The sequence below is a fragment of the Faecalicatena contorta genome (assembly GCF_003149105.1).
Taxonomy (GTDB): domain Bacteria; phylum Bacillota; class Clostridia; order Lachnospirales; family Lachnospiraceae; genus Muricomes; species Muricomes contortus_C.
Genome location: NZ_QGDS01000008.1, coordinates 93209 through 107287, shown reverse-complemented (window position 1 = coordinate 107287; position 14079 = coordinate 93209). Strand labels below are relative to the sequence as shown.

At 42.9% G+C, this 14079-nt stretch carries 14 protein-coding genes; all 14 read right to left on the bottom strand.

The window, feature by feature from the left end:
• Positions 1–140 precede the first annotated feature (140 nt).
• The 14 genes from A8805_RS13990 to A8805_RS13925 all read right to left on the bottom strand — a co-directional run bounded on the left by A8805_RS13990 (position 141) and on the right by A8805_RS13925 (position 14056).
• Positions 141–479 carry an FtsB family cell division protein gene (locus tag A8805_RS13990; RefSeq protein ID WP_109712183.1) on the bottom strand — a complete coding sequence of 113 codons (339 nt, stop codon included), beginning with the start codon at positions 477–479 and terminating at the stop codon, positions 141–143.
• 53 nt (positions 480–532) lie between these two features.
• Entirely contained in the window at positions 533–865 is a 333-nt protein-coding gene (gene yabQ, locus A8805_RS13985; RefSeq protein WP_109712181.1) for a spore cortex biosynthesis protein YabQ, read from the bottom strand.
• A gap of 8 nt (positions 866–873) precedes the next feature.
• Positions 874–1158: a sporulation protein YabP gene (gene yabP / locus A8805_RS13980; protein WP_109712179.1), complete on the bottom strand. Its 285-nt coding sequence runs from the start codon at positions 1156–1158 to the stop codon at positions 874–876.
• 222 nt (positions 1159–1380) lie between these two features.
• Positions 1381–1620 (bottom strand): RNA-binding S4 domain-containing protein, encoded by a 240-nt coding sequence (locus tag A8805_RS13975; protein WP_109712177.1) that lies wholly within the window; start codon positions 1618–1620, stop codon positions 1381–1383.
• A 113-nt stretch (positions 1621–1733) separates the two neighbouring features.
• On the bottom strand, positions 1734–2009 hold the full coding sequence (locus tag A8805_RS13970; RefSeq protein ID WP_109712175.1) for an HU family DNA-binding protein: 276 nt from the start codon (positions 2007–2009) through the stop codon (positions 1734–1736).
• Positions 2010–2207: 198 nt separating this feature from the next.
• Positions 2208–3938, bottom strand: coding sequence for a phospho-sugar mutase (locus A8805_RS13965; RefSeq protein WP_109712173.1), 1731 nt, complete (start codon positions 3936–3938; stop codon positions 2208–2210).
• Positions 3939–3987: 49 nt separating this feature from the next.
• Positions 3988–4998, bottom strand: a complete 1011-nt coding sequence (locus tag A8805_RS13960; RefSeq protein ID WP_109712171.1) for a CotS family spore coat protein — start codon at positions 4996–4998, stop codon at positions 3988–3990.
• Positions 4999–5061: 63 nt separating this feature from the next.
• Positions 5062–6396, bottom strand: a complete 1335-nt coding sequence (locus A8805_RS13955) for a CCA tRNA nucleotidyltransferase (protein ID WP_109712169.1) — start codon at positions 6394–6396, stop codon at positions 5062–5064.
• Between the two features lie 90 nt (positions 6397–6486).
• On the bottom strand, positions 6487–7992 hold the full coding sequence (locus tag A8805_RS13950) for an ATP-binding protein (protein WP_109712167.1): 1506 nt from the start codon (positions 7990–7992) through the stop codon (positions 6487–6489).
• A gap of 87 nt (positions 7993–8079) precedes the next feature.
• Positions 8080–9129: a metallophosphoesterase family protein gene (locus A8805_RS13945; RefSeq protein WP_109712165.1), complete on the bottom strand. Its 1050-nt coding sequence runs from the start codon at positions 9127–9129 to the stop codon at positions 8080–8082.
• A 309-nt stretch (positions 9130–9438) separates the two neighbouring features.
• On the bottom strand, positions 9439–10830 hold the full coding sequence (gene asnS, locus A8805_RS13940; protein ID WP_109712163.1) for an asparagine--tRNA ligase: 1392 nt from the start codon (positions 10828–10830) through the stop codon (positions 9439–9441).
• A gap of 72 nt (positions 10831–10902) precedes the next feature.
• Positions 10903–11868 (bottom strand): Gfo/Idh/MocA family protein, encoded by a 966-nt coding sequence (locus A8805_RS13935; protein WP_278321249.1) that lies wholly within the window; start codon positions 11866–11868, stop codon positions 10903–10905.
• Positions 11869–11941: 73 nt separating this feature from the next.
• Complete coding sequence (locus tag A8805_RS13930) at positions 11942–12430, bottom strand: ureidoglycolate lyase (protein WP_109712159.1); 489 nt, start codon at positions 12428–12430, stop codon at positions 11942–11944.
• A gap of 240 nt (positions 12431–12670) precedes the next feature.
• A complete protein-coding gene (locus tag A8805_RS13925; protein WP_109712157.1) occupies positions 12671–14056 on the bottom strand; it encodes a uracil-xanthine permease family protein in 1386 nt (461 codons plus the stop codon).
• Positions 14057–14079: the final 23 nt, after the last annotated feature.

The following is a 14079-nucleotide window of genomic DNA, read 5'->3' as shown; positions in this document are numbered from 1 at the left end:
CCCCGGAGGGTATTTATGTAATAGGAGACACAGTTTCCTAATTACATAAATAAGCTCCAGGAATTCTCCTGGAGCTTATCTTTCGTAGTGTATATATAGTGTATTCATGTAATCTCTTTATTTAGATTATTCAAACACGCCTAACCTGCCGGTTTAAATATAATCTCATTCGGATCAACCAAACCCAGCTTCTCTTCGGCAACTTCTTTTACATATTCATCTGTCTTAACATACTCTTCGTACTCTTTGATCTCTTTTGTACGGTCCTTCTGCTCATTAATCTGAGCTTTCAGCTCCGCCTCCTGCTGTTTATAATCCTTGTTCCTGGCGTGCAGTGTCAGTGCATTTACCGTCAGCACACACACCAGTAATACCAATATCATAGTAATCACAGCTACACTACGCCTGTGACTGCCAAAACCAGAGCTTCGCTTCCGGTTTCCCGACCGGCGCATTCCCGCTTTTTTCCTATTTGTCATGTATACTCACCCTACTTATTTTTTATTAGACACCCCTGCTTAATAAAATTATTCTATCGGTTTTTACCTTTTTTTTCAAGGCTTTTCTTGATTTTTCCATATGTTTTTTTTGCCAAAGAAAGTACAAAATTGGCGAAAATTATTCCACATACCACACCTAGTACAAAGAACCATCTGATGCTACCATATGTCGTTTTATACATTTGGCGGAACAAATACGCACTGACCCCAATCCAATAAAAAAAGTCCTCTAAATTGATGACAGCTATGTGATGTTTAATCAGATGTCTCAGCAGCCTGAGTATTTGATAACTGAACAGTACGACAATTCCTGAGAGTCCTGCATAAAAAAATATTACTGCTTCTTTCCCTATTCCCAGCATCATAGGCGGACCTACTTAAACAGCTTTGCAAAGAAATTTTCATTCTGCCTTCCGGCCTGATTTGCACTGGAATATGCAATACTGTCAATACTTCCTGATAAATCCACTTCTCCCTTTTCCACACTTAAACGGTTTACATGTAAATCCGTTCCCTTCACCATTAACATTCCCTGTTCTGTTTCCAATAAGATTTCATTTAAATCAAAAGAAAGAACATCCAGGACTCCCGTGACCATACTTGTCTTTCTGTTGTTTACAACCAGTTTATGCACTTTAGGCATTTGCCGCTCTTCCATACACTTACCTTCTCCCTTCACTATGCTTTTCTATATATATGACAAGTCCCAGAAAAATATAACAAAGAGTCAGGCTTTGCCGGACTCCCACGCCGAAGGGCGGCCGCTTTAGCGTCCATCTTTCTTATGCATGAAGTGCGCATTCCCCGGATGGGTTTTATATAGTAGGAAACACAGTTTCCTACTTATATGAAAAGTGAAGAAAGATCCAGTAAGTATGTCTTATAAATATCTGAACAGTTCTTTTGCCTCTTCTTTCTTTGTCGTATCCTGAAGCTGAAGTACCTCTGCCTTCACTGCTTTCGTCCCAAACTGGATTTCTATAATATCGCCGGGTTTTACTTTTACCGATGCTTTTGCTGCAGTCCCGTTTACAAATACCCTTCCTGCATCGCATGCTTCGTTTGCCACGGTCCGTCTTTTAATAAGACGGGATACTTTTAAGAATTTATCTAAACGCATTTTTAATTCCTTCCCACCCGTTTATACAAAGACGTCCCCCTCCTTCGCTCCAAGGCGAAAGCGGGGGACATCTTCTGTAAGGTTATACTACTCTTTTATGGACTCTTCGCTTATTAAGCGTTCACTTCATCTTTTAGTGCCTTGCCAGCTTTGAATTTAGGAGCTTTGCATGCTTCGATCTTCATGGTCTTTCCAGTCTGTGGATTTCTTCCTTCTCTTGCTGCTCTTTCGCTTACTTCAAAGGTACCGAATCCTACTAACTGTACTTTATCACCTTTTTTTAACTGATCTGTAACTACATCAGTAAAAGCCTTTAATGCTTTTTCGGAATCTTTCTTGGAAATTTCGGCCTTTTCTGCAATAGCTGCTATTAATTCTGTTTTGTTCATGGATTATTTCCTCCTCTTTATTGTACTAGAATACAATATTCTACGGTTTAATAAAGGCTGTCATGTACTGGCGTTCACATGATTTGCCCTTATGTACTGTTATAACCGTTTCCATTATTTTTGTCAAGGAGTTTTCCCATTAAATCGCGTTTTTTGGCACTTTTTTAGAGTTTTGAAAACCTGTCCAAGGGAAATATGTTACATCATGTTATCAATCATGGCAAGAACTTCCTTGCCCATCTTTTCTGATTTGTCATCTGCATCCTGTAATGAGACTCCTTTGACACCATAGTAGAACTTTACTTTTGGTTCCGTACCCGATGGCCTTACGCAAACCCATGCATCGTCTGTCAGATCATAGTAAAGTACGTTGGAGCCGGGCAGACCGGTTCCTGTCACCTCTCCCGTTTCCATATTCTTGATAGTGTCTTCTTTGTAGTCTCTCGCTGCCACTACCTTATATCCGCCAATTTCTGCAGGAGGATTCTTACGCAGTGTATCCAAAATCTCCTGAATCTTGGCAAGCCCTTCAATTCCCTTTAATGTGATGGACTGGATATCATCTTTGTAATATCCGTAACGGTCATACAGCTCAATCATGGCATCCCACAAATTCATGCCCTTTGTCTTATAAAAAGCGGCTGCCTCACAGAGAGCCATGGTAGCAATAATTGCATCCTTGTCCCTTGCATATGTACCAATCAGACAACCATAACTTTCTTCAAATCCAAATAAATACTCACCTTTTCCGCTTGTCTCAAATCCAAGTATCTGCTGTCCGATATACTTAAAGCCAGTCAGTACCTCAATCAGCCCCGCATTGTAATACTTTGCAATCGCATCTGCCATATTGGATGTAACAATGGTTTTAATCAAATATCCGTCATCCGGAAGACCTTTTAATTCTTTTCTCTGTCCGATTTCATAATCAGCCAGCAGGCAGCCTGACATATTTCCTGTCAGAGTATGATACTCTCCATTCTTGTCCTTCACACGGACACCCAGACGGTCTGCGTCAGGGTCTGTAGCAAGTACAATATCCGCATCAATTTCTTTTGCCAGTTTCAGGCCCAGTTCAAAAGCTTCCTCTGCTTCAGGATTAGGATAGGATACGGTAGGAAATTCTCCATCCGGCAGTTCCTGTTCTTTTACCACAAATACATTTTCAAATCCAAGTTCCTTCAAAATCCGGCGGGCCGGGATGTTTCCAGTTCCATGCAGGGGGCTGTAAACAATTTTGATATCTTTTCCGGCTGCATCAATTGCATCCTGGTGAAGCACCTGTTTCTTCAGCTCCGCAATGTAAGCATCATCCACCTGGGCACCAATAACTTCATAAAGACCTGCTGCTTTTGCATCTTCCAGGTTCATAGTTTTCATTGTGGTGTAGTCCTCCACCGCCTTTACCTCGTCCATGATTCCTTTGTCGTGAGGCGGTGTGATCTGTGCGCCATCTTCCCAGTATACCTTATATCCGTTATATTCAGGAGGATTGTGGCTGGCCGTGATATTGATTCCTGCTATACATCCCAGCTCTCTGACCGCAAATGACAATTCCGGGGTGGGACGCAATGATTCAAACACGTAAGCTTTGATTCCGTTTGCAGCCAGGCAAACGGCCGCTTCCCCGGCAAACTCCGGTGACATACGGCGGGAATCGTAAGCCACTGCCACTCCTTTGTTTACGTTCCCGCCTTTTTTAATATAATTAGCCAATCCCTGGGTTGCTTTTCTGACCGTATAAATATTCATACGGTTAGTCCCTGCGCCAATGATTCCGCGCAGGCCCGCCGTACCAAATTCCAGATCTGTGTAGAAACGTTCTTTAATCTCGTTCTCATCTTCCTTGATACTCTCAAGCTCAGCTTTTGTATCTGCGTCAAAATATGGGTTTGATAACCACGCCTCGTATCTTGCTTTGTATTCCATGCTGGTACCTCCTGCCTTAAATAATATGCTCTTATTATACAACAGGCACCTATAAAATGAAAGTGAATATATTCTCTAAAAACCGAAGTTTTTCTTCTGTCTGCGTAATGGCTGTCTGCAGCTTCGCCACATTTTTTTCCGGAATCCAGGCTTTATTAGAATGATAATAAGTATTCGCTGTTTTCCAGAACTTTTCCGGATATGCAAGGCAGAGTGCAATACACTCCAATTCCCTTGAATCCAGAGGGCGCACACTTTGATATGCCTCCAGCATGGACTGCCCCAGACTTTCCTGCCACTGATGTTTTTCCATGACCTTTCTCAGAAAATAATAAAGATCCTGCACCTGTACGTCTACCCTAAAATGTTCAAAATTAGTGGTAGCTATTCCGTTTGACGTAAATAAAACATTGTGGTAATTATAGTCACCATGTACAAGGCTCTGGTTCTCAATACTTTCTTTGTATAGAACATCATATCCGGATTTTTCCAGACGTCTTGTTACTTCCTCAGCTAAATTATACATTTTTTCAAAATACTCCAGAAGAAGAAACTCAAATACACTTTTAGAAACTTTATTCCTCATAAAGCTACGTACTTTTTTCAATTCCCGGTTATGCCTTAAAAATTCTTCCCGCAGATGTCTCCCTGTAGGCGGACGTATGACCGAGGCGTCTTCCGCTTTCTGAGGAGGCCGCCACCTCATTTTATTGTGCAGTTCAGCCAGGTTCCTGGATGCCTGTAAAATTTCATATTCCCGCTTTACATCACATTCTCTGCCGGAATACCATTTTTTCAGCATATACCTTGAGCCATCCCGTGATTCACTGACCAGCCCGCCCTCTTTATTGTAAATCGGAGTATCTACATTGAAACAACCATCCTCCTCTAAGCTGTGAAGAACGGCATACAGTAAAGGGGCACGCCGGTCCGAAACATCGGTTTCTTTCAACAGCATTATGCCCTCTTTTGTGTCGCAAAAAAACGCACCCCTTATTTTGCGGGTGCCTTTTACTTCTATCTCATATTGTTCCAAGATTTCTAATTCATACTCTCTCATGGCTGCCCCCTGATTCTACGATTCTGACTCTTTCTAATGTATGAAAAGGGCAGCCCGAGTATGCTAGATACCAAGTTTTTCTTTCACATAGCTACATAATTTTTCTTTTTCATTCATTTCTGGTTCATCAATGACAAGCTCCAGAAGTTCATTCAGCATATCTCCCATCTGGCGTCCCGGCTGCATCCCAAGCTGCATCAAATCCTTTCCACTGATGGCCAGCTGTCTGAGGGTTACACATTGGTCGTTAATGAGTATTTCCTGGTAGATCTCACGCATTTCTACAATGTTTTCAATCTTTTTTCTCCGTTCATATGGGCTCTGTGCCTTCACATCAGCCATTCGTACGGCAAGATAGTAGGGAAACAGCTCTACGCCAATCCGGTTCATGGCGCGCCGTACATTTCTGGGTGTTGCTTCAATCCGGTAATCATGGTAGCACACAAGCCGGGTTACCTTTTTCACCGTGTCATTATCGAACTTCAAACGCCTTAAAACCTTGCGTGCAATTTCTTCACTGACAAGAGCATGACCTTTAAAATGATCCACTCCCACCTCATCTGTGGTCCTCATGAAAGGTTTTCCCATATCATGAAATAATATTGCCAGACGTAAAATTTTATCTTTTTTTACATTTTTCAAAGCACAAAGAGTGTGTTCCGCCACATCATATTTGTGATGAGGGGTATTTTGTTCCACTCCTGCCATTGCATCCCACTCGGGCAAAATCACTTTCGTGATTCCCAGTTCATATGCATCCTGAATCAGCTCCGGATGGTCTGACATGAGAAGTTTCACAAGCTCTACCTGTATACGCTCCGCGCTAATATTCTTAAGAGTCGGTGCTAACTTCCGGATAGCCTCCGCAGTCTCCTTCTCAATGGGAAATGCAAGCTGGGCAGAGAACCTGACAGCCCGCAGAATCCGCAGTGCATCTTCAGAAAACCGCTCCATAGGGTCTCCCACACACCGGATTAAATGATGATTCAAATCCTGCATTCCGCCAAACACATCCACAAGGCGTACCTCATCATTATAAGCCATAGCATTAATCGTAAAGTCCCTGCGCTTCAAATCCTCTTCCAGATTTGTCGTAAAAGTCACTCCGATAGGATGCCGGCTATCCTCATACGTGCCGTCAACCCGGTAAGTTGTAACTTCAAACCCTTCCTTACCAATCAGCACAGTAACCGTGCCATGCTCAATCCCTGTATCCACAGTCCGGCGGAACAGCCGCTTAATCTCCTCCGGCTTGGCCGAAGTCGTAATATCCCAGTCCTCCGGCTTCCGGCAGAGAATAGAATCACGCACACAGCCTCCCACCGCAAAGGCTTCATATCCGTGCAACTGTAGGTTGTTAATAATCATAATCACTTTTCTTGGCAGCTCTATCTTCATGTATCTCTTCCTTTCAAAGCGGCTTCAAAAGGGCTTTTTCAAAGGGGACAGTCCCTTTTGAAAAGGGTCAGTCCCCTTTGCAAGCCATTTTCAGAATTGTTTTACAATTTCTTGCTCACGTTTTTGGCAAGTAAATATTATAGCTTGTCTTTCCTGTTCGCTCAACCATTTTAAGGTTGATTTTAATCTTTTTTCGTCATAGTATACAAATGCATCGTCCAAAATAACTGGCTGGGGCTCCTCATAAAGCAGGTCTATTGCGGCCATTCTAAGTGAAAAATAGACTTGTTCCATTGTGCCCCGTGATACCCTCTCTACCGGAATTCTCCTGCCATCCCTGAACAGTACCATATTTAACTGTTCATCTATCAGCAGTTTTGTATACCTGCCGCCAGTTATCTGCTCAAGAATCTGGGATGCATTTTGATTTAATCTGGTACCGAATCCTTGTACCATATTTTTGGAGGCCTCCAGCATTTTTTCTTCTGCCAGCAACAGGGCCTGGCGTGTTACCCGGAGATTTTTAATTGGTTCTTCGGGTATTTCAAGTTCTGCCATTTGCTCCTGTAAGTTTTGAAGCATCACCCGTTTCTCCCTACACTCACCTTGTATTCTCTGGCTCTCCCATTGAAGTTTTTTCAGAGATTCCTCTTCTATCTGTTTTTCTTTTACAGAGGAGCTATTTCTGTAATTTCTCCAGTATTTCACTGTCCCCGCACAGAGAAGTCCCAGACCGGACACTAACAAAATCCACCAAAACCCGGAGATTATGCTATTGCCCGAAATCCCCGGCGAAGCTGCTGCAGATATACTCCACAACTCCCCCAGCAAACCTGTAAAAACACCAAAAATTCCAACCACAGCCAGCTTTTTAATACTCCTGTCTTTTTCTCCTGCTTGTTCTGGCTGTACTGTACTTTGTTTTCTATCATTTTGCTCAAGCTCTTTTTGCAGTCTTTCTATATCATTCAGCACATATTGACATTCCTGGCGTATCGTCTCTTTTTTCACTTCCTGATTTTCTGCCAGCTCTTTTATCTTCCGCTCTATTGTTTTTCTGCGCAGCCGCAGCGTTTCCAGTGCACCGTTAAGATTCACCGTACTGCTGCCGCTTTCATAATAATTTGCAGCATAATTTTTCAGCTCTTCTGCCAGCCCCTGCCCAGGTTTTGCAGTGAGTTGTCCTATAGCTGCCGTATTTTCAAAAGATTCCCCGGTCACCTGACCCAGCAGTATTTCAAGGTCTCCATCCTCCAGGGATAACTCTTCTCCATCATCTTCACATACCAGACTTGTACTTCTGGAATACCTGTCAAACTGGCGCTCCAGACGGAAACTCTTTCCTCCACTGGTGAAGCGCATAATACCTGCATAGTAATTCGGGTTTTCCCAAGGTTCATAACGGCTGAATTCATCATTTTGCGCCGCCCTTCCTCTTCCCCGCTCCATTCCAAAAAGCATGGCTTTTATAAAAGCGTAAATTGTAGACTTCCCGTATTCATTTTCACCATAAAAAATGTGGATTCCTTTGTTTATAAAAAAATGCTGGTCCGAAAATTTTCCGAAGTTCTTTAAATACAGTTCCTTAATCTCCATACTTTTCCCCCGCCGTAAAAAAGATATTTGCAATCCGTTCTGCTGCCTGCTCATAAATACAGGCGGTCTTGTGCCCCTGCATTCAAATTACAGGCGGCTGTCCAGCAGGGCCTGCACCCCTTCCTGCAAAGCCTGATGCTCTATACTGCCTTCCCCGCATCCTTCAAATGCTTCAATATATCTGCCTATGAGATTATTTTTATTCTCCTCATACAAAGACTGATAATCATAAGCCGGCTGGGTCTCATCCACAATTTCCAATATGTTCCCATATGTATCCATATGCCCGGTATCAAATTCCACTGCCGGGTCACGAAGCCCGCGGAGGATAAACTTGTACATGTTGCCCACACCTCGTTTTTCTATCACATCACTGATGTAATCCTTCAAGCTTCCGTTTGTCATAGACTCATTTGTACGCAGCGCCAGATGGATATATTCCCTCACTGCAGCTGGGATAAACTCTGTAAAAGTTCCTCTTTCCGTAATTTCTCCCCAGACATATCCGTGCTGTCCCGTATCATTTTTATCTACCGGCTCCAATGCCCCTGCGTAAACCGCAAGATTTTCTACTAAAACCTGGGGCTTGTGGATATGCCCCATGGCAATGTAATCAAACCCGGAAGTCTCCAGCGTTTCCCTTTTCACAGGTATATGCCGTTCATCTCCTCCATGTGCAAGCAGAATCTCATAACGGTATTTTCCGGGTGCCTTTATATGATACTTCTCTTCCCGTATCTCCCGGGCATGATAACTGAACCCATATACAGCCAGGTCCAATTGAGCCAGTACCGCACACCCCATCTCCGCCTCCTGCAGAAAATGCACATTGTGATTCCAGTCAAAGGTCCTATAGTAGGAATCCCTTTTTATATAGTCATGGTTTCCCGCAATAAAAACAACTTGTGTATGTAATAATGTGGAAAACAAATAGTTTACTTCTTTCAATTCCCGCAAAAGCGGCTGCCTGTGGAATAAATCTCCTGCAATCAGCAGAATATCTGCTTTTTCCTTCTCACACAGAGCTATGATGCGTGAAAAAGAATCCCACAACTCTCGGGGACGCCTCTCACTATACGTTTCTCCGGCATCCGGATGTGCCCCTAAATGCACATCAGCAATGTGAATAAATCTCATAAATACCTCCGTTCGCAGAAGCAAAATCCCTTTTGGTATACTTAAAAACTCAATTGAGGACGTAACCTTGTCCAGTTCGTTACGTCCTCAAATGCTGTTCAAAGCGGAAATCCGCTTTGCTATTTTCTCGTAATCTTACTGCCCTGCAAGGTTATTTTCGTTACTGTTCACAGGCAACCTGTAAACAGCAGCACCGTCTGCCCATTTAAATTCGCCTTCGGCGAGGGGGCAGGCTCACTGGCTGTTTTACGTTGTCGAGCCTGACCTATCAGCATAGTAACAGGTCAATAGTGAACTTTAACTTATTTTCTACAACTCGCAGTTTTTCACAGTTCTTGGGAACGGCACTACATCTCTGATATTAGACATGCCTGTGAGATACATGACGCAGCGCTCAAAGCCAAGCCCGAATCCTGCATGCCGCGTAGAACCGTATTTCCTGAGATCCAAGTAGAATTTATAATCATCCTCTTTCAGATCCATTTCTTTCATTCGCTCCAGCAGTTTTTCATAGTTATCTTCCCTTTGGCTTCCACCTATAATCTCACCAATACCCGGTACAAGACAATCCACCGCTGCAACAGTTTTTCCGTCCTCATTAAGTTTCATATAAAACGCTTTAATTTCTTTAGGATAATCTGTCACAAATACAGGACGTTTAAAGATTTCTTCTGTCAGATAGCGCTCATGCTCTGTCTGCAAATCCGTTCCCCAATTCACCTTATATTCAAATTTATCATTATTTTTCTCAAGCAGCTCTACAGCTTCTGTATATGTTACTCTTGCAAAATCTGAAGTCACTACATTTTGCAGTCTGCCCAGCAGTCCCTTATCCACAAAAGAATTGAAGAAATTCATCTCCTCCTGCGCATTTTCAAGAACATAGGATATAACATATTTCAGCATAGCCTCAGCCAAATCCATATTGTCAGTCAGGTCTGCAAATGCAATCTCTGGCTCAATCATCCAGAATTCTGCTGCATGACGTGTTGTGTTAGAATTCTCCGCGCGGAAGGTAGGGCCAAATGTGTAAATACTTCTGAATGCTTGTGCAAAAGTCTCTCCATTTAACTGTCCGCTTACAGTCAGGTTCGTTTCCTTGCCAAAGAAATCCTGGCTGTAATCTATTGTTCCGTCCGGATTCTTCGGCACATTTTCCATATCAAGGGTTGTCACCCGGAACATCTCTCCGGCACCTTCGCAATCACTGCCTGTTATCAGAGGCGTGTGGACATAAACAAACCCTCTGTCCTGGAAAAATTGATGGATTGCATATGCAATTAATGAACGAATACGGAATACTGCCTGAAATGTATTGGTTCTGGGGCGCAGATGAGAAATTGACCTGAGGTATTCGAAACTATGTCGTTTCTTCTGCAGCGGGTAATCCGGCGCCGAAGTCCCTTCTACCGAAACCTCATCGGCCTGAATTTCAAATGGCTGCTTTGCCTGAGGTGTCGCAACCAGCGTTCCCGTAACAATAATAGCCGCACCTACATTCTGCTTTGAAATCTCTTCAAAATTCTCCATTTTATCATGATATACAATCTGTAATGTTTCAAAGTAAGAGCCGTCATTCAAAACAATGAATCCAAATGTCTTGGAGTCACGTATACTGCGGATCCACCCGCCTACAGTTACCTTCTTGTCCAGATATTCTTCTCTGTTTTTAAATAGTTCCCGAATCGTTATTAGGTCCATTCCAAATACTCCTCATCTCATATGTTCTATTTTTCATTATCCCCGGCAGCACCGGAAACGTCCTCCGTAAGATTATAACACCGAATCTGTCTGAAATACAATCCCGTTCTGCCTGCGCGCTTCATCAATAACACGCGCGGTATTCAGTGAATACTTTATATAAGGATGCCCGATGCACTTTTCATCTGCCAGTCTTGCAAACTCTCTGAGCTCATATACCATATTATTCTCACTTGGTGTATATGGGATTTGCTCCTTTCTTCCATCCCGGTAAAGTATTTCTATTGCCTGGGGTTTCGCAACACCATCTACAAGAATATTTCCCTCTTCTCCCATGAATATACTCGGATTCACAGAATCTGTTATCTTCGAATAAACAGCTTCGGCTATTATATCCTGGTACTGCATCAGAACAATTCCGCTGCCTTCAAACCCATTTTCTAATTTCGTAGAAAACGCTTTTATTTCTTCCGGCATTCCAAGCAGTTTTACAAGTGTGTGTATGCAATATACTCCAATGTCCATAATTGCCGCATTAGAAAGCTCCGGATTAAATGCATTCAGTACCTCTCCCTGGCGGAATCTGTCATAGCGGGAAGAATACTGGCAATATTCCATCATTACTCTGCGCAGCTTTCCAATCTTAGGCAGACATTCCTTCACTATACTGAAGGCAGGATCAAAATCCGGCCTCATTGCTTCCAATAGTACCACCTGGTTCTTTTGGGCACACAAAAACATTTCGGAAACCTCTTTTTCGTTTACTGCTATAACTTTCTCACATAGTACATGTTTTTTATGTTCCATGGCCTTTAAAGCCTGGAAATGGTGTGCATAAGTGGGAGTTGCAATGTATACGGCATCAATATCCGACTTCAAAAATTCTTCGTAATCTGTATAAACGTTCTTAATATGATGTTTACCGGCAAATGCATCTCCTGTCTCCTGCTTCCTTGAATATACAGCATGAATGGACACTTCTGGCACCTGACCAGCAGCCTCTATCAGCCAGTCACTAATAAAATTTGTTCCTACAATCCCTAATTTCAGTTTCCCTTACCTCCTGTTTCAAAAACTCTACTACAATTCAGTCTTTCATCAATCTGCGATTCTATACAATTTGAAATTGTTCTTCCTCAGCCAGGCTCACTACAGTACAGTCATTGGAATAGGTACATTCCGGCAGAATGATCATGGCCTGCAGCTCGTCCTCATTTGCCGGCAATGGTGCAAGATGCCAAATAGCCGTATTAATTTTTACCATTACACCCTTCGGAACAAGAAATGCTTTTGTCAGATTTGTAACCGGGACACCTGCTGATGCAGGGGCAACGTGTATAATCATATCATCATTCAAAGGAAGAATCATTTCAGGTGTCGTAGTATGATATTCAACCTGCTTAATAATCATCTCCTCCGGTTTCTTCACAAGAATAGGAGAAAATCCAACCCTTGTACCATAAGATTCGCTGATCCTGTCCGGAAAAAACTTATGAATCTCCCCATTCAGGGAATAGCCCTGAGGCTCTGTCATGGAATAAAATGTCCCAAATGGGGCAAACCCCTCATACGTTAGTTCTTCTGTTTTAATCTCAATCATTTCTGCTGCCTCCTCTTTTATACTGCATCACCTGCAATTATCATCTCATCATATAACTCATTTTAGCTCTATTTCAAGGTAGAATCAATATATATTTCAATGTACCTATTGTAACAACCCAGGGTACAAAAATCAACAAACAAAAAGGACACCCCATAAACTTACGTTTTCCAGGATGTCTCTTTTGTCGGTTATGAATGATTTATCAACTTCCGTCGAAACGGCTTCTTCACCTATATTTTAATCTTCAACGGAACTTTCGTGAATATCTGCATGTGCTTTGAAAACGATACAGGCTAAAATACCCACAATACAAACTGCCGCTACAGGCTCCATGAAAATTATACGAAATACTACCGGAAAATTCTCTTTAACGGAGCTGGCCAGGCTTCCTATACCGTATCCAAGCCCAAGGGTAATTGCAAGAACTAAGCTGTTTCTATCGTCCAGACCTTCCTTCAAAATCATCTTTACACCATTCAGGAAAATCATTGCAAAAACAGTAATTACCGCACCACCCATTACACAGTTAGGCATAGCGTTGAAAATGGCTCCGATTTTCGGGAACAGACCCGCCAGCATCAATACAAGAGCTCCCATGGCAATACAGAACCTATTCACCACTTTCGTCATGGCAATGATACCTGCATTTTGTCCAAAGGCCGTGTTCGGCAATACGTTAAATATACCCGCAAAGGCACTGCCCACAGCATCTGCAATAATCGCGCCGGAAGTTTCTTCCGTAGTCGCATCACGGTCAAAGGTAGAAATCGTAATACCACTTGTATTCCCCATCGTCTCCAGACCACTTACTACATAAACTGCAAAGAATGGGAAAATAATATCCATTCGGAACAAAGGCTTAATTACAAATGGCATTGGCATACTTACCCACGACGCCTGAGACACACTATCAAAGTTTACCATACCCATCAAAGCAGCCAGTATGTAACCGACAACGATACCAATTAGAATCGCGGTGGCTTTCCACATACCTGTTGCAAAACGATTGAGAATTACGATGATCAGAAATACAACGCCGCCAACCAGCCAGTATTTTCCAGCACCTATATCCTCCGCAGCAGCTCCTCCAACAAAATAAGTCGCTCCTGTAGTAAGAAGCTTGATACCAATGGTGATGAGAACCGCACCAATTACCAATGGTGAGAAGAATTTCTTGAGCGGCTTCAAAAAAATACCCATGAGAATCTCGACAACACTACCTGCGATTACACCGCCTAATACATATCCCATAGCCTCAACAGGAGCAACCTGCTCTGCCATCAATTTCGCACCCAGCTCCTGCATGGTGGGGACAAATGCAAAGGCCGTTCCCATAACAATCGGGAGCCGCGCACCAATCTGAATAATGCCGAGTTTCAGGGGATATAACTGTACAAGTGTAACAAGTCCCGATACAAACATGGCACATTGAATCATCAAAATACGCAGTTCCGCCGGGAACGGAGCGTCCGGTGTGCTCATTGCCCCAGTCAGGATGAAAATAGGTGCCAGGTTTCCAACAAACATTGCCAAAACGTGCTGGAGACCAAGCGGAAGCGCCACAGAAATGGGCGGCCTGCCATCCAATTTGTAAATGAGATCATACCGATTTGAATTGTTCATATAACTACCTCCATAATTTATTG

Coding starts and splice junctions, on each gene's coding strand:
- A8805_RS13990 (WP_109712183.1), bottom strand. CDS start 479: ATGACAAATAGGAAAAAAGCGGGAATGCGCCGGTCGGGAAACCGGAAG.
- yabQ (WP_109712181.1), bottom strand. CDS start 865: ATGATGCTGGGAATAGGGAAAGAAGCAGTAATATTTTTTTATGCAGGA.
- yabP (WP_109712179.1), bottom strand. CDS start 1,158: ATGGAAGAGCGGCAAATGCCTAAAGTGCATAAACTGGTTGTAAACAAC.
- A8805_RS13975 (WP_109712177.1), bottom strand. CDS start 1,620: ATGCGTTTAGATAAATTCTTAAAAGTATCCCGTCTTATTAAAAGACGG.
- A8805_RS13970 (WP_109712175.1), bottom strand. CDS start 2,009: ATGAACAAAACAGAATTAATAGCAGCTATTGCAGAAAAGGCCGAAATT.
- A8805_RS13965 (WP_109712173.1), bottom strand. CDS start 3,938: ATGGAATACAAAGCAAGATACGAGGCGTGGTTATCAAACCCATATTTT.
- A8805_RS13960 (WP_109712171.1), bottom strand. CDS start 4,998: ATGAGAGAGTATGAATTAGAAATCTTGGAACAATATGAGATAGAAGTA.
- A8805_RS13955 (WP_109712169.1), bottom strand. CDS start 6,396: ATGAAGATAGAGCTGCCAAGAAAAGTGATTATGATTATTAACAACCTA.
- A8805_RS13950 (WP_109712167.1), bottom strand. CDS start 7,992: ATGGAGATTAAGGAACTGTATTTAAAGAACTTCGGAAAATTTTCGGAC.
- A8805_RS13945 (WP_109712165.1), bottom strand. CDS start 9,129: ATGAGATTTATTCACATTGCTGATGTGCATTTAGGGGCACATCCGGAT.
- asnS (WP_109712163.1), bottom strand. CDS start 10,830: ATGGACCTAATAACGATTCGGGAACTATTTAAAAACAGAGAAGAATAT.
- A8805_RS13930 (WP_109712159.1), bottom strand. CDS start 12,430: ATGATTGAGATTAAAACAGAAGAACTAACGTATGAGGGGTTTGCCCCA.
- A8805_RS13925 (WP_109712157.1), bottom strand. CDS start 14,056: ATGAACAATTCAAATCGGTATGATCTCATTTACAAATTGGATGGCAGG.